Source organism: Crocosphaera watsonii WH 8501 (genome assembly GCF_000167195.1).
Taxonomy (GTDB): domain Bacteria; phylum Cyanobacteriota; class Cyanobacteriia; order Cyanobacteriales; family Microcystaceae; genus Crocosphaera; species Crocosphaera watsonii.
Map to the genome: position 1 here is coordinate 1 of NZ_AADV02000071.1, position 17,841 is coordinate 17,841.

Consider the following 17,841-nt stretch of genomic DNA (forward strand, 5'->3'; position numbering starts at 1 on the left):
TCCCCGAAAATGAGCCGGTACCACACGGATTCTGGACATCCAAACAAAAGGAGCAGTCCTCTATCACCACGCCGAAACAGGAATATTGAGACACACATGGGTTAAACCTGAAGCTTCACCCTATGACGGAAACTGGACTTACTGGAGCAAAAGACGAGGTACATATTCTGGGACACCAACAAGAGTCGCAAAACTCTTAAAGAAACAAAAAGGTATATGTCCTCAATGTAAGCAATACTTTACACCTGAAGACTTGATAGAAGTTGACCACATTATCCCCAAATCGAAAGGTGGAAAGGATACCTACAACAATCTTCAAGCTCTACATCGTCACTGTCATGATGTCAAAAGCAAAAATGACTACCTCTACGATTGGTTAGAAAATGGCTATGAATGGAAAGACGATGTGTTAACAGTACCTATGACAAAGGACTAATTGCCGAGAGCCGTGTGAGGTGAAAGTCTCATGCACGGTTCGGAATGGGAGTCGTGGTAGGTGACTACCACTTCGACCCCTAATCATTGTTTGGTTACGAGATCGATATGCTTGTTACCCCCGATCCCCTCTTTAAAAAAAAATTGCTGTTTGAGCCGGTGTTTGATTACGAGCAAGTGCTTGTGGTAGGGAAGTCCCACAAACTATACGGTTTGGATTTTATAACTCCATTCGATTTGTCTAAAGAAATTCTGATTACCTATCCAGTATCAATTGACAGACTAGATATCTTCTCACAGTTTATGTCCCCAGCAGGAATATATCCCAAAGAACACAAAATGATTGAGAATACCGATATCATGCTCCAGATGGTTGAGAGTGGGCGAGGTGTGGCTGCTCTACCTCGGTGGCTCGTTGAGGAGGTTTCCGAGCGGTTTCAAGTCGCTCCAGTTGCTCTTGGAGCTAAAAGGGTTCAAAAACAAATATACCTTGGCATTCGCGATAATGAAGCGGAAATCGATTACATTCGTGCGTTCTTGCACCTAGCTCGCGAGAAGAATAATAGCTTATCTACTAATTAATTGCGATCGCTTAAAAATCAAAGCGATCGCAGATCGATTGACCACTTCCTGGAATTAATAATTCGCCCATGAAAGTAGCAACTTAATTAATTTATGAATTAAATAATAAAAGTAATTTCTAAACTCCATTCTGTTTTAGAGGTTTGTTCTATATAAATTTGACGTATAAACTCTCTAAAATAAAATCGTCTTTCTGCTTCTGATAAGTCTTGCCAAAATCTGGGTAAGGAAACAGCTTCAGCAATATTTTTTAAGTTCTCTGGGGGTAGTTGTTCTAGTTGAGAACTTAATTTACTAATTTCTATGTTTAAGTTATAGCGTCTAATTTGTGCTGTTTGTTCATCAAGAATATTCGATTGAACTAAAGATGATAATTTATCAATAATGTCGATTTTTTCTGCTATTTTATTTTGAATATCATTTTTATAAATTTCTATTTGTTTAGGATCAAAGTTTTTAACTTTATTGGGAAAATGATCACAAATATAGTCAATAGTTTTTGCTAAAACTTCTTGATAAGAAATCGCCTTACATGGAGGGGTAATCGGACATTTTTGAGGACGAATATAGAGATATTCTTTTTTTTTGTTTCTTTGTGTTACCTGATTAATTATCATTGAGTTATGACATTTTTGACAACTAACTAAACCGACTAAAGAATATTTTGCACTGGCGGTTTTTGAGGATAATTTTCTGTTCCTTCCTAATAATCTATCAATTTGTGCCGCTTCTTCTCTTGAAATAATAGGTAAATGAGTATTAGAAATAATTTCATTATTCTTATATCTTAAGTCTCCCCGATAAACAGGATTTTTTAACCAGCGACTTCCTGTAGAAACAGATATTTTTTTGCCGTATCTTTTGGCTAAATAATTAACAGCACCTCTTAAGGAACCAAATAACAAAAATTGTTCAAAAAAGTCTTTGATAATAGGTGCTGTACTACGATCTATAAGATAACATTCTTTTCCTCTGCGGTATCCATAAGGTGCTTTTCCTGGGGGTGGTAAATCTTTGATTCGTCTTAAAGCTTGTCCCTTTTTAAGGGATAAATCTCTTTTATTCTTGTCGATACTTTCTAAAATTTCAGGGTTATTAATATCAATCTCTCTTACATTTTCTAACCATTCTAGTCCCTCTAAATTATTTAATTTAACCTCATCTAAAATAATAATTTTTATTCCTATATTTGTTAATTTTTGATAATTAGACTTGACAACTTGAGAATTATCTCCTAATTCTTCTAATTGACGAATTAACAGATAATTGGGAGCAATATTTTCACAGTCTTTGAGTAGTTTTTCTAACTCATTTCTTCCTCCTAAATCATGATAAAATCTGTCTATTTTTAAGTTATCAATAGATATTTCTAAATCTGATTCTAGTAAAGGTTCACGATAAAAATAGGCAAAAATGATCATATCAGTAACCTTTATTTTTCAGTAAGCTAGGAAAAAATTATTTGGGAACTTGGGGCATTAATTTTAACAGAAAGTACCTGATGATTAGCAAAGGCTTTTGCTAGTTTAGGATGAACTTCTGGGGGTGCAAAAAACAGCATAAAACCCCCTGCACCAGCACCTAATAGTTTACCACCCCAAGCCCCTGCTTCTTTTCCTAATTGATACATATTATCAATTTCTGGGTTAGAAATGACTGTATCTAGACTTCTTTTGGCTACCCAAGCTTTGTCTAATAATTCACCAAAAGCGGATAAAGATTGATTACTGGTCAAAATATTCCAACCTTGATCCACCATTTTTCTCATCTGTTTGAGTGTTTCTGTATTATCAGCAACCCGTTTTAACTGTTTTTCAACAACCTTAGAAGCCCTTCTTTTAATTCCTGTGAAAACTATGAAAATATGGGATTCAAATTCTGCTAATCTTTGGGGAGAAATAGCCACACGGTTAACAGCAATATCTTCCTCTGTCCTAAATTCAACTAAGTTAAACCCTCCCATAGCTGACATTAGTTGATCCTGACAACCGACTCGATCATTAACTAGATGACGTTCGACATAAATAGCTTCATAGGCTAAGTCTAAGGGTTTAATAAACTCTCCTTTAAAACTATGTAATGCTTGTAATAATGATACCGTAAAAGCAGAAGATGAACCTAAACCCGTAAATGCTGGTAAGTCGGCTACATTGTGGAGTTCAATATCTTTATCTAAACCGCAAAATTTTAAACATTCACGATAGACTTTATGTTCGATATCTTCAACAGTTTTGACTAACTCAACTTTACGGTAAGAAACTCGAATTAAATAGTCAAACAAATGACTAGGAAAAGAACTAGCTGTGACGTAAGAAAATTTATCAATTGCTGTAGCTAAAACAGCACCTCCATGGTGTAAAAAATACTCTGGATAGTCTGTTCCTCCTCCAAAAAAACTAATCCTAACTGGCGCACGTGAAATTAACATTGTTCTAACAAATTTGTAAAGTTTTCTTTGATAAACGTTTCAGCCTGTGGTAAGGTTTCTGGAGTTCCAATATCTAGAAATGGTGCCTCAACAGAATGTACCTTAATGCAAATATTTTTCTCTAGTAAAGTAGGGAAAACATCGTATTCAAAACTCAAGGTAAACTGCGAAGGAAACTGTCCTAAAACATCATGGCGAAATAGATAAACACCGCCGTTGATAACACCTTTCCCAGCTTGTTTTTCAGCAAAGTTAATCAGGGTGTTTGACTGATCAAAAACTAGGGAACCATAACGGGAAGCATCATCAACTGCTACCCCTAAAATGACACATCCAACTTCTTGATCGTCTAGATAATTAACTAATTGGTCAAAATTAGCTACAATTAAAGAGTCCCCATTCATTACTAACCATGCTTTAGGAGATAACTTAACTTGTTGCACTGCATTGATAAACCCTCCTGCTGTTCCTAATGGTTCATTTTCACGGCAACAATTGATGTCTACCCCCTTGACCTGATGGGTTTTAAAATGTTCCTCAATCACTTCTCCTAGATGGCCAGTGGAAATGATTTGTTGGGTAATTCCTTGTTGTTTAAGATAACAAATTATCCATTCTAAAAAAGGTTTATCGACAACGGAGGCCATGGGTTTAGGAATATTAGGAAGTAGATGTTTAAGTCTAGTTCCATATCCTCCGGCTAAGATTACGGCGGCAATATTATTCATAGATATATTTTAGAACAATATGGAGTTGTTATTGGATTAAGTTTGATGAAAACCTATCTAATTGTAGCATTAATTACCTTTAATTATTGTTCAATAATCAATAATCATTTTTGAGTATTTTATCTTATGTTAACTACCCTAAGTTTTGCTTTAAAAGAGTGGAATATTGCTGTTAAAGCATTGGAAAAAGGTCAGACTATTTTACTCCTACGTAAAGGAGGTATCAAAGAAATTTCAGGACAGTTTCAAGTTAATCATAACCCCATTTTATTATACCCTACTTATGAACATCAAAAACCCCATCTACTAAAATCAGATTATACTGCTTTTGTCAATCCTGTCCCCTCGGGTTGGCATCCTGAAACTATTGAAATTAGTAGTTGGGCTAATATTACTAATATTTTTCAAGTCCAAGATTTTTCAATAATTAAGCAACTTTATTCTTATCATATCTGGACAGAAAAATTTGTGGAAGAACGATTTAACTGGAAACAGAGACAACCTCTTTTTGTTTTATTATTGCGTGTTTTTTTGTTACCTAAACCTGTGATTATTCCTTATGACAAAACCTATGGTGGATGTGGTTCTTGGATTAAACTCAATAACCATATTTCCTTAGCAGAAAGTTATGGCGCAATGGATGACAATAACTATCATCAAAAACTCAAAGAAATCAGGAAAATTATTAGTTCTGCTTAAGGTCACTTCTTTGGTACAATATAATAAGTTAGTTATGAAATTTTTAGAGTATGTATCTATTAATTCCAGCAGCAGGAATGGGTAAACGAATGGGAAGCGAACGCAATAAACTATTGCTTAATCTTTTAGGCAAACCTTTATTAAGTTGGACACTTCTCGCAGCAGAAACAGCACAAAAAATTGAGTGGATTGGTATTATAGGACAACCCTACGATTTCCCTGAATTTAAAAATATCTTAGAGAATATTTCTCTTAACAAACCCGTGGAATTAATCTCAGGAGGAGAAACCCGTCAACAGTCTGTCTATAACGGTTTACAAGCATTACCAAAAGAAGCGGAAAACGTTTTAATTCACGACGGGGCAAGATGTTTAGTAACCCCTAATTTATTCGATAGATGTGCAGAAGAACTTTTAAATTGTCAAGGGTTAATTGCTGCTATTCCTGTTAAAGATACCATTAAAATTGTTGATAGTAAACAATTTATTAAAGATACTCCAAAACGTTCTAATTTATGGGCCGCACAAACTCCCCAAGGATTTGATGTTAATCTATTAAAAGAAAGTCATGAAAAAGGCTATCAAATGGGTTGGCAAGTAACCGATGATGCTGCTTTATTTGAAAAATGTCAATTACCAGTCAAAATTGTTCAAGGAGAAGAAACAAACTTAAAAGTAACTACCCCTGTAGATTTAGCGATCGCCGAGTTTATTTTAAAACAAAGATTGACACAATAAATGGTATCAAAATCAGTAGCACAGCCTTCCAGGCTGTAATAAATACAAGACTTGTGTTAAACTATTGACTACTCAAATGGAAACACTATATATCAACTAACTAAAGTTAAAAAAGATTATGAAGCAAAATCAAAAAATTTTACCTCAAGTTTCTGTAATAGTGCCTATCTATAACGGACAAAAAGACTTACCTGATTTAATTAACTGTATCCAAGAACAAACCTATCCTAAAGACAAAGTAGAATATTTATTGGTCAATAATAATAGTCAAGATGATACCTCTAAAATTCTGAATCAAGCAACCCTTGAAGCTAAAAAAATAGGCATTAACTTCCAAGTATTAAACGAGAACAATATTCAAAGTTCTTATGCTGCCCGTAATCAAGGAATTCGCCAAGCAAAAGGGAAAATATTAGCCTTTACCGATGCCGACTGTCGACCATTAAATAATTGGGTTGAAGAATTAGTTAAACCATTTGTTGACGAAAAAATAGGAATCGTCGTGGGAGAAATTGATGCACTACCAGGGAATAGTTTTTTAGAAAAATATGCAGAAAGAAATAGTGTATTGTCCCAAAAATTCTTATTAGAACATCCTTTTTTACCCTACGGACAAACAGCAAACTTAGGAGTTAGACGCATTATTTTCACAAAGATTGGTTTATTTCGTCCCTATTTAACCACAGGAGGAGATGCCGATATTTGCTGGAGAATTCAACAAGAAACAGACTATAAATTAACCTTTGCCCCCAAGGGAATTATTCGTCATCGCCATCGTTCTAACTTTAAAGAATTGAAAAGTCAATGGCAACGTTATGGCCGTTCTAATCTTTATTTACACGAATTATATGGGGTTGATTTAATGCGAGATTTCACGACAAAAGAAGCTATTTATCGCTGCGCACGTTGGCTATTGAAAGAAATACCCAGAGATAGTCTTAAAATTTTACAAGGTAAAGCCACTCCCCTTGATTTAATAAAAATGCCCATTGATTTATTTAATTTCCAGGCTAGAAGTTAAGGACAAAAAACAGCCAAATTATCAGAAAAAGCTCAAGAGATTGACTGGTTATAAAAACCCATGAGCAACAACAGGGTGTAAATAAAGATGACAAGATGACCGTGATAATGAGACAATGGGTGTAATCGAATTTTGAAAAATCTATGTATCAGTCACTAAGAATACTTGTCCTTACATTAATAAGTTTAAGCTTAATTAGTTGCTCCGTAGGTGTAGGTGGTTTACAAAGCTATGTCGATGCTGCTGATGGTTATCAATTCCTTTACCCTAACGGTTGGGCTGGAGTCGATGTCAAGCAGTCTTCTCAAGGGCTTGATGTCGTTTTTCGAGATATCATTGAGGAGAGTGAAAACTTAAGCGTTATAGTCAGCGATGTAGACAAAGAAAAAACATTAGCTTCATTAGGAACACCGACAGAAGTGGGCTATTATTTATTAAAACGAATAAATAATGATGTAGAAAATGACCGTGAAGTAGATTTAATTAATGCTGAATCACGGGAATTAGAAGGAAAAACTTACTATAAGTTAGAATATGAAGTAACCTTACCCAATCAAGAAAAACGCCACAATCTTGCCAGTATTGCTGTGAGTCGTGGTAAACTTTTCACCTTTAATCTGTCAACTGTACAAAAACGTTGGGGTAAAGTTAAAAACTTATTTGAAACTTCAGTCAATTCCTTTTCAGTCTATTAATTATATCTATAGCTGGACAAAAAAATGACACAATTTCCCCCTTTTGTACTTGCTTCCGCTTCCCCTGCCCGTCTGAAACTGCTTAAAACCGTAGGCATAGATCCCATTGTTTGTTCTAGTGATTATGATGAGTCTCAAATCACAGAAACCAACCCCCTTAAATTAGTACAGATTCTGGCACAGTGTAAAGCAGAAATTGTCGCTCAACAGTATGAAAATTGTTTAGTATTAGGGTGTGATTCTGTGTTAGCTATCGATGGTAAAATTTATGGGAAGCCAGACTCCCCAGAAGAAGCGATCACCCGTTGGCAAATCATGAGAAATAACTACGGAGAATTGTACACCGGTCATGCACTTTTAGATGGGAAAAAACAAAAAACTTTGTTGTCTTGTGGCATCACAAAAGTTCATTTTGCTGATATCGATAACCAGACCATTGAAGCTTATGTTAACACAGGAGAACCCCTGAAATGTGCCGGAAGTTTTGCTTTAGAGGGGAAAGGAAGTTTGTTTATTGAAAAAATAGAAGGTTGCCACAGTAATGTCATTGGTTTAAGTTTACCACTGTTAAGAAAAATGTTACAAAAATTAGACTACTCTATTAAAAGTTTTTGGTAGTCTTGTAAAATTAATTTGATTAACAGTAAACTTCTGATTAATATCGTTACTGAGGGCATTACTCCTCAGTTATTTAATACATATTGAGTCACTTATTAACATGATCACCGATACTAATCTCTCCCCAGAAAAATATCAACAAAAAATGCAGAGACGGAAAGAAGTTCAAGAAAAACGTCTTGCAGAAGCATCGAAAGAAAAAGGACTAATTGTTGTTAACACAGGTAACGGTAAAGGAAAAACCACCGCCGCCTTAGGAATGGTGATGCGCTCCCTGGGCCATGGCTATAAAGTGGCTATTATTCAGTTTATTAAAGGAGCCTGGGAACCTGCTGAAAAAGCGGTTTTAAGTAAGTGGGAAAACCAACTGGAATTTTTAGCCATGGGAGAAGGTTTTACCTGGGACACCCAAGATCGAGAAAGAGATATTCTCAAAGCCCAACAAGCTTGGGAGAAAGCAGTTTCTTTTATCAATAATCTTGACTATCAATTAGTCTTACTTGATGAGGTAAATATAGCCTTAAAATTAGGATATTTAGAGGTAGAAACTGTAGTCGAAGCTCTTAAACAAAAACCAGAACAAACCCACGTTATCTTAACAGGAAGAGGTGCGCCAACAGAATTAATTGAAGTCGCTGATCTAGTCACAGAAATGAAATTGATTAAACATCCTTTCAAAGAACAAGGAATCAAGGCTCAACCCGGGATTGAATTCTAAGAACTTGATTTATTCTTAAAGTTAGGCTAAAATAGGAAATTGTGTATTTTTACAAAGGCCATGAATGCTCAAGGAATTATCAAAGACATAGAATCGGAATATATCAAGAATGACCTACCAACTATTCATGTTGGGGATACAGTGCGAGTCGGGGTGCGTATCCGAGAAGGTGGAAAAGAGCGAGTTCAACCCTATGAAGGCACAGTTATTGCCATGCGTAACGGTGGTATCAACGAAACCATAACTGTACGAAAAACTTTCCAAGGGGTAGGGGTAGAAAGGGTTTTCCTTCTCCATTCTCCACGCATTGCCGATATTAAAATTATTCGTCGTGGTAAAGTCCGTCGGGCAAAACTATATTATCTACGCGATCGCGTGGGTAAAGCCACCAGAATTCGTCAGCGTTTTGACCGTCCCGTTTAAAAAAAACTTGGAAAATAGCGCACATAACTCACAAAAAAAGCAACAAGGTGCGCTATAATAGTTAAGGGTTAAAGCATAGTCTTATACCATGCGCTCTTAGTTCAGTTGGTAGAACGCAGGTCTCCAAAACCTGATGTCGGGGGTTCAAGTCCTCCAGGGCGTGTTAAGAATGTGTAGGGGTTAACGGCCGTTAACCCCTACTCTAGCGAACTGGTATTAATTGACCAATTATCGGGGTATGATGAAAAGATGATTTTACTGGGATTTGATAATGAAAATTTTGGTACTAAATGCAGGATCGAGCAGTCAAAAAACCTGTTTATATAATATAGAAGAAAACATCCTACCCAAACATCCCCCCAAACCCCTATGGACAGGAAATATTGACTGGACTGTAGCTAAAGATCACGGGATATTAACAGTAAAAGCCAATAATTTTAAACAAAAAATAACCATTAATAATGGGGATAAAGCAGAAGCAATTCCTAAAATGCTGGCCACTTTAATCGCAGGAGAAACAAAAGTTATTGAACAATTGAGTGATATTAATATAGTGGGTCATAGAGTGGTTCATGGGGGAACAAAATATACTGAAGCTACCAAAATAAACCCCGAAGTTAAAGCCAAAATTGCAGAATTAATTCCCCTTGCTCCCAATCATAACCCGGCACATATTCAAGGGATAGAAGCCATAGAAAAGGTCTTAGGAAATGTGCCTCAAGTGGCCATGTTCGATACAGCTTTTCATCAGACCATTCCCTTAGAAAATGCAGCTTATCCTATTCCCTTTGAGTGGGTAGATAAAGGAATTCGTCGTTATGGATTTCATGGTATTAGTCATCAATATTGTGCTAATCGTGCAGCCGAAATTTTAAATCAACCCCTATCTTCCCTAAAATTAATTAACTGTCATCTCGGTAATGGCTGCTCATTAACAGCTATCAAAGACGGCAAAAGTTTAGATACAACCATGGGATTTACTCCCCTAGAAGGATTGATGATGGGAACTCGTAGCGGTTCCATTGATCCAGCTATTTTACTCTATTTAATACGAGAATATTCCCTAACCCCCGAAGACTTAAATACCTTACTAAATAAAGAATCCGGCTTAAAAGGAGTTTCCGGCATTTCCGCCGATCTGCGAGCAATTTTACAAGGAATCAAAGAAAATAATTCCCGCGCCCAATTAGCCTTTGATATGTATATTCATCGTCTGCGATCGCAGATCGGTTCCATGTTAGCCGTCTTAGGGGGATTAGACGCTTTAATGTTCACCGCAGGAGTGGGAGAAAATGCTGCTTTAGTCAGAGAAAAAGCCTGTGAAGCCTTTGAATTTTTAGGACTAAAATTAGACAAAACGAAAAATGAATCCTCCCCTGTGGATCAAAACATCGCAACCGTTGACTCATCCGTAAACATTTTAGTGATCCATACCGAAGAAGATTGGGCGATCGCTCAACAATGCTGGCACCTGTTCACGGGAAAATAAAATTTCTTCACATTTTGACAAACTGTGTTACCATCTTGGATGATTGACTCAATCAAGAAAATTACCTAGAGGCGAGACAATCAAACTTGGTGGAGGAGTTTACAGGAGTGATCCGAAAAATGTCAGAGACACAACAACCCCTAAAATCTCAAAGAGGCACCTTTGAACCCATTCGTATTGGTGTTATCGGAGTAGGGAACATGGGGCAACATCATAGCCGAATTCTTAGCCTACTCAAAGATGTGCAATTAGTGGGCGTGTCTGATGTCAATGTGGAACGGGGGATCGATATTGCCAGTAAATATAGAGTCCGTTTTTTTGAACATTACCAGGATCTGCTTCCCCATGTAGATGCAGTATGTATTGCAGTTCCCACTCGCTTGCATCATTCCGTTGGTATGGACTGTTTACAAGCTGGTGTTCACACCCTCATTGAAAAACCCATCGCTGCTAGTATTGCTGAAGCTGAATCTTTAGTTAACCAGGCTGCTAGTTCTCATGGTATTTTGCAGGTGGGTCATATCGAACGCTTTAACCCTGCTTTCCAAGAACTGAGTAAAGTCCTAAAAACAGAAGAGGTATTAGCCTTAGAGGCACATCGTATGAGTCCTTATTCTCAAAGGGCTAATGATGTTTCTGTGGTTTTGGATTTAATGATCCATGACATTGACTTATTATTAGAGTTGGTTAAATCACCAGTGGTTAAGTTAACCGCCAGTGGCAGTTGTGGCTCAAATTCTCGTCATCTTGATTATGTAACCGCGACACTAGGGTTTGCTAATGGTATTGTCGCTACCCTAACCGCTAGTAAAGTAACTCATCGTAAAATCCGCCGTTTAGCAGCACACTGCAAAAATTGTTTAACCGAAGCGGATTTTCTTAACAACGATATTTTAATTCACCGACAAACCACAGCTAACTATAGCACCGACTATGGACAAGTATTATACCGTCAGGACGGCTTAATTGAAAAAGTCCATACCACTAAGATAGAACCTTTACACGCAGAATTAGAGCATTTTGTTCATTGTGTGCGGGGAGGGGATCAACCCTCTGTAGGAGGGACTCAGGCTTTAAAAGCCCTGCGTTTAGCCAGTTCCATTGAACAAATGGCTTTAGATGGTAAAGTCTGGGAAAACTCTGATGTTAGCTATCAATATCTAAATCCTTCTGTTTCCTGAAAATTAAGAAGACGAGTAATCAGAAATTAAGATTTTTTCTGGATACCTCGTCCGATTTAGATTTTGATGCTGATTTCGCTAAAATTATATATTGGTTGGCGATAAATTCTTGAAAAATATTGAGGGTGAGAATATTAAAGGTTGCTATTATGTTTCCTTTAAAACTTCTTGTATCTTTAAGAGTCAAAGGACCGTTACCGGCGATTTTTTCTACTTTATAGCCTGTATTTTTAAATAGGTTGATAGAAGTTTTTTGGTAAAAAATCTAAGATGTGTTTTATCAAGAATACCAGAACCTTGATAATTCCAATTGTTAAGTTTACTGTGGTTATTGACAGGGTGACTGATGAGATATTTCCAATAATCAATCTTGAATCATTATACCAATCAGTGTTCAGTTTTGAGAATTAATATCTGTTTAACTGTCATTTCCAAGGAAGTCAAAACAATTGAGTTAGGTTAAAAAGATAATGTCAATAGAAGGTTGACAAAAGAGATTCTCAAGAAAGAAATTCACAGTTCTTTTTTTTAGTAGTCCTTCATTAACAGCGATTTTTCCAAACTTCATCGGAAGTCTTTTTTGAATATATAAAATATATTCAATATTTTCTTGGTTTAATAAAGCAGCCTGTTTTAAATATTCCCCAATAGGATATTTAGCCCCTTGTTCTAAACACCTTGTCCATTCTTCGGCAAAAAAATCAACTGTTTCTTGTTTTAACCATCCTCGTAAAGCTAAAATTTCACCAACTTTTTGCTCTTTGTATTCTTGTTTATCTCTCAAAACAGTTTGTAGTTGTGCTTCTGTGATTAGGCCAGCATCCCGTAACGTTTCTCCCAACAAAGGAGTCCAATAGTTGTTAGGAACAATAATATGAGGAGCAGAAATGATTATATTAGACTTCATCTTCAATAAACGAAAATAAATCAGTTTTAGGTCTATAGTATCCGTTAATTGCTCTCATCGCTGTGATCTCAATTACTCTTCATTGAAAATTGATAATTGTTCTTCTGTTGTTTTACCTAAATGTTGATAAGCGATCGCTGTCACCACTCGTCCTCTGGGGGTACGATTAAGATAACCAATTTGTAATAAATAGGGTTCATAGACTTCTTCGATGGTTTTTGCATCTTCTCCTGTGGCCGCGGCGATCGCTTCGAGTCCCACTGGCCCCCCATTAAACTGTTTGATCATGGTCTCTAAAATCAGGCGATCTGTCCAGTCTAAACCTTGGGGATCTACTTGATAAATATCTAATGCTTCCGCTGCTAATTCTTGGGTAATGCTCTCAAATTTTTTCACTTGTATATAATCTCTAACTCTTCGTAATAAACGGTTAGCAATACGGGGAGTTCCTCGAGAACGTCGACCAATTTCTAAGGAACCTGGTTCGGTAATAGAGGTATTTAATAATTTAGCCGTTCTTTGAATAATTAAGGCTAATTCTTCCGGTTCATAGAATTTTAACCGTTGAATCAGTCCAAAGCGATCGCGTAAGGGAGAGGTTAAGGCCCCAACTTTAGTTGTTGCTCCTACTAGGGTAAATTTAGGTAGGGGAATACTCCTAGTTCTAGCAGCTTGTCCTTTCCCAATGGTGATATCAAGACGATAATCTTCCATAGCAGGATAGAGTAATTCTTCGGTTAAACGGTTCAGTCGATGAATTTCATCAATAAATAAGATATCTCCTGGTTTTAAGTTTACTAATAATCCTGTAATATCTCTTGGTCTTTCTAAAGCAGGTGCGGCCGTAATTTTACAATTAACCTCCATTTGCGAGGCTAAAATGAGGGAAATTGTGGTTTTACCCAGGCCAGGTGGTCCATATAATAGGAGATGATCAATTGGTTCGTTACGGGTTTTAGCTGCTTCGATAACAATAGATAAGACATCTTTGAGATCTTTTTGTCCGATATATTCATCAAAAGAATGGGGACGAATACTCTCTTCTAAATTATCTTGTACTTGATTTTTTTTTGTGTTGGTTAGTCGTTCTTGTTTTTTGGGTTGAGGGTTAGGATTTTGATTGCGTTTAATAGCCATTTTCTCAGGATCTGATTCGGTTGTTTATTTTACTAAATTTTATCGAAAGAGCAAATATTAATGTTTAAAAAAGCTCTTATATTGTTGTTCATTAATTCTTCCTGCTTCGTATAAAGTTTCCGTTATTTCAGAAATAGTTAGCACAGAATAGGCGTTACAACCATCTTCTTTAAGCTTATCTTTAACCCCTTGTTCATGATCGATAAAGACAACAATATCCTCAACAATTAATCCTGAAGAGGTTAATTTTTCTGCTCCTTCTTTAACACTTTTTCCGGTAATCAAAATATCATCAACCACCACCACTTTTTCTCCTGATTGAAAAGTCCCTTCAATTAAACGACGGGTTCCGTGTGCTTTGACTTCTTTTCTAGGATAAATCATCGGGTGATGTAACATTAAAGATAATCCCGTGGCTGTGGGTAAAGAACCATAAGGAATTCCGGCAATTCTTTCAAAATTTAAAGTTTTTAAAATATCAGCATAAGCATTTAAAACTTGATGGAATAATTGGGGTTGAGAAATTATTTTTCTCAGATCAATATAATAAGAAAAAGTTGCTCCCGATGCTTGTACATATTCCCCAAATAATAAACAACCAATATCATAAAGTTGTAAAATTAAATCTTGATGAGGATGGGAATTAAGTAAACAAACATTGGGACTCCAAAGCTCACAGTTTTGTAAGTTTTGACTAATACTTTTTCTATATTTATTAATATCTTGATTGAGATTATTCACTTTTTCTTTCAGGTCTTTAGATTTTAAAAAATCTTGAGGTATGGGAATCAGTACCCCTTGTCCCATGGGGTTTAGAGAAACTTTAAGTATCTCATGAATATCATTTCCTTTACTCCAAATGCTCCGCATTAATAATAATCTTTCTGGGGCAAGATAACGGACTTTTTTAATTACTTCTAAATTAGTAGTTCCTATTTCTAAAAATAACTGTTCTGGGGTTGCCCAAGTTTTCGCTTCTTTGATAACTTGTAAATAAAAAGGAGCTTCATCTGTGGGATATTCTTGCAAAATAACTGCCCCAGGATTAGAAGTATGACAGAGGATAAAAACCCCTTGATCTGGGTAAACTAAAAAAGGAGCGATGTGATCTTGTCCAGCGTAAGGACTAACCGTTACTGCATCAACTTGCCAGTTCTCAAAAATTGTTTTAGCAAAGACGGTACTGGTATTAATATCCCCATGTTTTGCGTCTAAAATAATGGGAATATCATCAGGAATAACCTGAATAACTTTTAATAATAAGTCTAATCCTTCGCTGCCCAATGCTTCATAAAAGCCTAAAGTTGGTTTATAAGCACAGACTAACTCTGCCGTTTGTTCAATGACCCATTTTAACCAAGTTTCTAAGGCAAGGATTAAACTTTCTTGTCCTTGATGGGTATGCTGATCTTGAGGCATCATTTCTGGGTTAGGATCAAGACCAAGGATCAATAAACTGTTGCTGGTAGTGGTCCGTTGGGTTAATTTCTCAAAAAAATTCATGACAGGAAGTTAGCTGGAGAGTATGACCGATTTTACCCCATAATCATCTGCCTTTCCCTGTTCTTACCTTGAACTATAATGAACAAACAACGGACAACAATGATTAATTCCTGGTTGCGACTATGTTTAGGGTTAACTCTATCTCTGAGTTGGGTTTTGCCCGGTTTAACACAAACAGTCATAGAACAGACGGTTTTAGTGGCTAATGACCGTAATTCTCGCATTAATTTACGTTCTCAACCTAGTGTCAATTCTGCTTTATTAGGCTATGGTTTGCCCGACGATCAAGTTACTTTGTTAGAATTTAGGAAAGGCTCAGGGAATGAACCGAGAGTCCCTTGGATTAGGGTAAAATTCGTAAAATCAGGGGACATAGGCTGGATCAGAGGGTATTTTGTCAAAACAGATATTACCATCTTAACCGCCAATGACCCCAATGCTCGTATTAACCTCCGCCAAGGCCCCAGTATTTCTACTGGTTCGTTGGGTTATGGATTAGTGGGCGATCGCATTAGAGTCTTAGAATGTGAAACAGGGCCAGATCAAGATCGCATCCCTTGGATCAAAGTTCAATTCCTTCAGTCTCAAGCTATAGGCTGGATCAGAGGGGATTTTGTCATTGTCCCCTTAACTTACTGTTAATCTCAACAATAACTTCTGATTGGAAAATTCAACAATATGGACTTAATTACGTTACAAAATTTTCTCGATAATAGTTCTTTTCTCTTATTATTCTTGACCATGCTCATTTATTGGGCCGGGGCTGCCTTCCGGGGTTTAACCTGGTTGCCTACTCTGGGAACCACAGGAGTGGCGATCGCTAATCTATGTATGGCTACTCTGTTGGGGGCCCGATGGTTAGAAGGGGGTTATTTTCCCCTCAGCAACCTCTATGAGTCCTTATTCTTCTTAGCTTGGGGTATAACAGCTATTCATTTGGTGGCTGAACAAATGAGTCGTAGTCACCTCGTTGGAGTGGTTACAACCCCCGTAGCGATGGGTATTACTGCCTTTGCTGCTTTGACTTTACCCTCAGAAATGCAAACCTCTGCCCCCTTAGTTCCGGCGTTGAAGTCTAACTGGTTAATGATGCACGTTAGCGTCATGATGTTGAGTTACGCTACTTTGATGGTGGGATCTGTATTAGCGATCGCCTTTTTGGTGGTGACTCGTAACCAAGACATCCAACTCAAAGGTAGTTCCTTTGGAACCGGTGGTTATCGAGATAGGTTAAAAAAAGATTTATTTAAAGATAACCAGGAAGAACCTACCGTTAGTGTCGTACAAAGCAGTGGTGCTGGTGGAACCGCCGTCTTAGAAAGCGTTGCTATTAAGTCTGAACCGGTTACTCTTTCTCCTCAACTCCTCACTTTAGCTGATACTTTGGATAATATTAGTTATCGTATTATTGGTTTAGGGTTTCCTTTACTGACTATTGGTATTATTGCCGGGGCAGTTTGGGCTAATGAAGCTTGGGGATCTTATTGGAGTTGGGACCCTAAAGAAACCTGGGCCTTAATCACTTGGTTGGTGTTTGCTGCTTATCTTCATGCGCGTATTACCAAGGGTTGGCAAGGTCGTAAACCAGCTATTTTAGCCGCCAGTGGTTTTATGGTGGTTTGGGTGTGTTATTTAGGGGTTAATATATTAGGAAAAGGTTTACATTCTTATGGATGGTTCTTTTAGTAGTTAAACTTCTGTAGAGACGTTGCATGAAACGTCTCTACCAATCTGGGATAAAGAAAAATATATAAACCCCTCTGCTCATTATTATTATGACACAGGCGCAACAAGATAAAAAAAAATTACAAGAGAAACTTCGTAACCTTAATCAAATTAACCAAAAGTTGATAGTTTGTAAAACCCTTAAAGAACTAACCACAGAAGCTTTAAAGCAAATTCGTCATTATTTAAACGTACAACTAGTGCAGCTTGGCGAAAGTAATCCACCAGATTTTTACAGAAACTTTCGTGACCAGCCACGACAATGTGTTTCAATGAAACTAACGGAAGAATCTCGAAGTTGATGTCCATGATAAAAGCATTGCCAATTAACCTCTCCAACCTACAGAAAACAGTACTCCAACAAATAGTGAGAGGGACAACAAACCCCTATCGCCTTGTTAGACGAGCCAAGCTAATCTTAGCCGCAGCATCAGGAGAGAGCAATAGTTCGATTAGTCGAAGATTAGAATTAGACCGAGTACAAGTGCGTCAGTGGCGATCGCGATGGTTTGAGGAGAGAGAAAAACTGAGTGCCGCCGAAGAACAACAGGTAACGGAGAAAGCATTAATGGTCTTGATCAAAGGAATTTTAAGCGATCGCCCAAGACCTGGAACAACAAAATCCTTTACGGTCGAACAAGTAGTCCAGATTGTAGCGATCGCTTGTGAAGAATGTGAAAAATCAGACAGACCAGTGAGCCATTGGACACCTTCAGAGTTGGCGGATGAAGCCATAAAAAGAGGAATTGTCGAAAAGATTTCCCCCCGTAGTGTGGGCGTTTTTCAAAAGAAGGACATGGTCCGGCTGAGTTGAC

The 17,841-nt window shown here is 37.1% G+C and carries 20 protein-coding genes, 1 tRNA gene and 1 pseudogene; 16 read left to right on the forward strand and 6 right to left on the reverse strand.

Going from position 1 to position 17,841, the window contains the following annotated elements; genetic code table 11:
• Both CWATDRAFT_RS20620 and CWATDRAFT_RS20625 read left to right on the forward strand, forming a co-directional pair.
• Positions 1-436, forward strand: a pseudogene (locus CWATDRAFT_RS20620) (HNH endonuclease); the annotation flags it as partial.
• 86 nt (positions 437-522) lie between these two features.
• Positions 523-1,017 (forward strand): LysR substrate-binding domain-containing protein, encoded by a 495-nt coding sequence (locus CWATDRAFT_RS20625; protein ID WP_007306849.1) that lies wholly within the window; start codon positions 523-525, stop codon positions 1,015-1,017.
• Between the two features lie 98 nt (positions 1,018-1,115).
• On the opposite strand, the gene CWATDRAFT_RS20630 is transcribed toward CWATDRAFT_RS20625, so the two are convergent.
• From CWATDRAFT_RS20630 to CWATDRAFT_RS20640, 3 genes are read right to left on the reverse strand one after another with little or no spacing between them, the layout of a single operon-like run.
• Positions 1,116-2,438: a recombinase family protein gene (locus CWATDRAFT_RS20630; RefSeq protein WP_007306867.1), complete on the reverse strand. Its 1,323-nt coding sequence runs from the start codon at positions 2,436-2,438 to the stop codon at positions 1,116-1,118.
• Between the two features lie 26 nt (positions 2,439-2,464).
• Positions 2,465-3,445 (reverse strand): GHMP family kinase ATP-binding protein, encoded by a 981-nt coding sequence (locus CWATDRAFT_RS20635; RefSeq protein ID WP_007306866.1) that lies wholly within the window; start codon positions 3,443-3,445, stop codon positions 2,465-2,467.
• Positions 3,439-4,173: a nucleotidyltransferase family protein gene (locus CWATDRAFT_RS20640; RefSeq protein WP_007306865.1), complete on the reverse strand. Its 735-nt coding sequence runs from the start codon at positions 4,171-4,173 to the stop codon at positions 3,439-3,441. The genes CWATDRAFT_RS20635 and CWATDRAFT_RS20640 overlap by 7 nt, the downstream gene beginning before the upstream one ends.
• Before the next feature lie 126 nt (positions 4,174-4,299).
• Here CWATDRAFT_RS20640 and CWATDRAFT_RS20645 point away from each other — a divergent pair, with 126 nt between their 5' ends.
• The 10 genes from CWATDRAFT_RS20645 (at position 4,300) to CWATDRAFT_RS20690 (ending at position 11,754) form a co-directional block, all read left to right on the forward strand.
• Positions 4,300-4,872 (forward strand): DUF1802 family protein, encoded by a 573-nt coding sequence (locus CWATDRAFT_RS20645; protein WP_007306850.1) that lies wholly within the window; start codon positions 4,300-4,302, stop codon positions 4,870-4,872.
• 50 nt (positions 4,873-4,922) lie between these two features.
• The gene (ispD, locus tag CWATDRAFT_RS20650) at positions 4,923-5,609 is read left to right on the forward strand and encodes a 2-C-methyl-D-erythritol 4-phosphate cytidylyltransferase (RefSeq protein WP_007306851.1); all 687 of its coding nucleotides are present in this window, start codon (positions 4,923-4,925) and stop codon (positions 5,607-5,609) included.
• Between the two features lie 118 nt (positions 5,610-5,727).
• Positions 5,728-6,630: a glycosyltransferase family 2 protein gene (locus tag CWATDRAFT_RS20655; RefSeq protein WP_007306852.1), complete on the forward strand. Its 903-nt coding sequence runs from the start codon at positions 5,728-5,730 to the stop codon at positions 6,628-6,630.
• 143 nt (positions 6,631-6,773) lie between these two features.
• Entirely contained in the window at positions 6,774-7,325 is a 552-nt protein-coding gene (gene psbP / locus CWATDRAFT_RS20660; RefSeq protein WP_007306853.1) for a photosystem II reaction center PsbP, read from the forward strand.
• Between the two features lie 24 nt (positions 7,326-7,349).
• Positions 7,350-7,943: a Maf family protein gene (locus CWATDRAFT_RS20665; protein WP_007306854.1), complete on the forward strand. Its 594-nt coding sequence runs from the start codon at positions 7,350-7,352 to the stop codon at positions 7,941-7,943.
• A gap of 100 nt (positions 7,944-8,043) precedes the next feature.
• Positions 8,044-8,661 carry a cob(I)yrinic acid a,c-diamide adenosyltransferase gene (gene cobO, locus CWATDRAFT_RS20670; RefSeq protein WP_007306855.1) on the forward strand — a complete coding sequence of 206 codons (618 nt, stop codon included), beginning with the start codon at positions 8,044-8,046 and terminating at the stop codon, positions 8,659-8,661.
• Between the two features lie 60 nt (positions 8,662-8,721).
• Positions 8,722-9,084 carry a 50S ribosomal protein L19 gene (rplS, locus tag CWATDRAFT_RS20675; RefSeq protein WP_007306856.1) on the forward strand — a complete coding sequence of 121 codons (363 nt, stop codon included), beginning with the start codon at positions 8,722-8,724 and terminating at the stop codon, positions 9,082-9,084.
• A gap of 90 nt (positions 9,085-9,174) precedes the next feature.
• Positions 9,175-9,247: transfer RNA gene (locus tag CWATDRAFT_RS20680), tRNA-Trp, on the forward strand.
• A gap of 108 nt (positions 9,248-9,355) precedes the next feature.
• Entirely contained in the window at positions 9,356-10,573 is a 1,218-nt protein-coding gene (locus CWATDRAFT_RS20685; RefSeq protein WP_007306857.1) for an acetate kinase, read from the forward strand.
• Positions 10,574-10,692: 119 nt separating this feature from the next.
• Positions 10,693-11,754 carry a Gfo/Idh/MocA family protein gene (locus CWATDRAFT_RS20690; RefSeq protein WP_007306858.1) on the forward strand — a complete coding sequence of 354 codons (1,062 nt, stop codon included), beginning with the start codon at positions 10,693-10,695 and terminating at the stop codon, positions 11,752-11,754.
• Positions 11,755-12,208: 454 nt separating this feature from the next.
• Here the strand turns inward: CWATDRAFT_RS20690 and CWATDRAFT_RS20695 are convergent, their stop codons facing one another.
• The 3 genes from CWATDRAFT_RS20695 to CWATDRAFT_RS20705 all read right to left on the reverse strand — a co-directional run bounded on the left by CWATDRAFT_RS20695 (position 12,209) and on the right by CWATDRAFT_RS20705 (position 15,301).
• On the reverse strand, positions 12,209-12,661 hold the full coding sequence (locus CWATDRAFT_RS20695; protein WP_007306864.1) for a hypothetical protein: 453 nt from the start codon (positions 12,659-12,661) through the stop codon (positions 12,209-12,211).
• Between the two features lie 72 nt (positions 12,662-12,733).
• The gene (gene ruvB, locus CWATDRAFT_RS20700) at positions 12,734-13,798 is read right to left on the reverse strand and encodes a Holliday junction branch migration DNA helicase RuvB (RefSeq protein ID WP_007306863.1); all 1,065 of its coding nucleotides are present in this window, start codon (positions 13,796-13,798) and stop codon (positions 12,734-12,736) included.
• A 57-nt stretch (positions 13,799-13,855) separates the two neighbouring features.
• Positions 13,856-15,301, reverse strand: coding sequence for a bifunctional orotidine-5'-phosphate decarboxylase/orotate phosphoribosyltransferase (locus tag CWATDRAFT_RS20705; protein WP_007306862.1), 1,446 nt, complete (start codon positions 15,299-15,301; stop codon positions 13,856-13,858).
• A gap of 99 nt (positions 15,302-15,400) precedes the next feature.
• Between CWATDRAFT_RS20705 and CWATDRAFT_RS20710 the strand changes: the two genes are divergently transcribed.
• From CWATDRAFT_RS20710 to CWATDRAFT_RS20725, 4 genes are all read left to right on the forward strand, one after another.
• A complete protein-coding gene (locus tag CWATDRAFT_RS20710; RefSeq protein ID WP_232287156.1) occupies positions 15,401-15,943 on the forward strand; it encodes an SH3 domain-containing protein in 543 nt (180 codons plus the stop codon).
• Positions 15,944-15,979: 36 nt separating this feature from the next.
• Positions 15,980-16,987 carry a c-type cytochrome biogenesis protein CcsB gene (gene ccsB / locus CWATDRAFT_RS20715; RefSeq protein ID WP_007306860.1) on the forward strand — a complete coding sequence of 336 codons (1,008 nt, stop codon included), beginning with the start codon at positions 15,980-15,982 and terminating at the stop codon, positions 16,985-16,987.
• Positions 16,988-17,076: 89 nt separating this feature from the next.
• Positions 17,077-17,328 (forward strand): hypothetical protein, encoded by a 252-nt coding sequence (locus CWATDRAFT_RS37460; protein WP_042712021.1) that lies wholly within the window; start codon positions 17,077-17,079, stop codon positions 17,326-17,328.
• The gene (locus tag CWATDRAFT_RS20725; protein WP_007306861.1) at positions 17,289-17,840 is read left to right on the forward strand and encodes a helix-turn-helix domain-containing protein; all 552 of its coding nucleotides are present in this window, start codon (positions 17,289-17,291) and stop codon (positions 17,838-17,840) included. The genes CWATDRAFT_RS37460 and CWATDRAFT_RS20725 overlap by 40 nt, the downstream gene beginning before the upstream one ends.
• Position 17,841 lies beyond the last annotated feature (1 nt).

Excerpts from the sequence above, each read along its gene's own strand:
- CWATDRAFT_RS20725 (WP_007306861.1), top strand. The coding sequence starts at position 17,289 with ATGTGTTTCAATGAAACTAACGGAAGAATCTCGAAGTTGATGTCCATG.
- CWATDRAFT_RS20685 (WP_007306857.1), top strand. The coding sequence starts at position 9,356 with ATGAAAATTTTGGTACTAAATGCAGGATCGAGCAGTCAAAAAACCTGT.
- CWATDRAFT_RS20640 (WP_007306865.1), bottom strand. The coding sequence starts at position 4,173 with ATGAATAATATTGCCGCCGTAATCTTAGCCGGAGGATATGGAACTAGA.
- CWATDRAFT_RS20630 (WP_007306867.1), bottom strand. The coding sequence starts at position 2,438 with ATGATCATTTTTGCCTATTTTTATCGTGAACCTTTACTAGAATCAGAT.
- CWATDRAFT_RS20665 (WP_007306854.1), top strand. The coding sequence starts at position 7,350 with ATGACACAATTTCCCCCTTTTGTACTTGCTTCCGCTTCCCCTGCCCGT.
- CWATDRAFT_RS20695 (WP_007306864.1), bottom strand. The coding sequence starts at position 12,661 with ATGAAGTCTAATATAATCATTTCTGCTCCTCATATTATTGTTCCTAAC.
- rplS (WP_007306856.1), top strand. The coding sequence starts at position 8,722 with ATGAATGCTCAAGGAATTATCAAAGACATAGAATCGGAATATATCAAG.
- CWATDRAFT_RS20690 (WP_007306858.1), top strand. The coding sequence starts at position 10,693 with ATGTCAGAGACACAACAACCCCTAAAATCTCAAAGAGGCACCTTTGAA.
- CWATDRAFT_RS20705 (WP_007306862.1), bottom strand. The coding sequence starts at position 15,301 with ATGAATTTTTTTGAGAAATTAACCCAACGGACCACTACCAGCAACAGT.
- ispD (WP_007306851.1), top strand. The coding sequence starts at position 4,923 with ATGTATCTATTAATTCCAGCAGCAGGAATGGGTAAACGAATGGGAAGC.
- CWATDRAFT_RS20645 (WP_007306850.1), top strand. The coding sequence starts at position 4,300 with ATGTTAACTACCCTAAGTTTTGCTTTAAAAGAGTGGAATATTGCTGTT.
- ruvB (WP_007306863.1), bottom strand. The coding sequence starts at position 13,798 with ATGGCTATTAAACGCAATCAAAATCCTAACCCTCAACCCAAAAAACAA.
- CWATDRAFT_RS20710 (WP_232287156.1), top strand. The coding sequence starts at position 15,401 with ATGATTAATTCCTGGTTGCGACTATGTTTAGGGTTAACTCTATCTCTG.
- cobO (WP_007306855.1), top strand. The coding sequence starts at position 8,044 with ATGATCACCGATACTAATCTCTCCCCAGAAAAATATCAACAAAAAATG.
- CWATDRAFT_RS20655 (WP_007306852.1), top strand. The coding sequence starts at position 5,728 with ATGAAGCAAAATCAAAAAATTTTACCTCAAGTTTCTGTAATAGTGCCT.
- psbP (WP_007306853.1), top strand. The coding sequence starts at position 6,774 with ATGTATCAGTCACTAAGAATACTTGTCCTTACATTAATAAGTTTAAGC.
- CWATDRAFT_RS37460 (WP_042712021.1), top strand. The coding sequence starts at position 17,077 with ATGACACAGGCGCAACAAGATAAAAAAAAATTACAAGAGAAACTTCGT.
- CWATDRAFT_RS20635 (WP_007306866.1), bottom strand. The coding sequence starts at position 3,445 with ATGTTAATTTCACGTGCGCCAGTTAGGATTAGTTTTTTTGGAGGAGGA.
- ccsB (WP_007306860.1), top strand. The coding sequence starts at position 15,980 with ATGGACTTAATTACGTTACAAAATTTTCTCGATAATAGTTCTTTTCTC.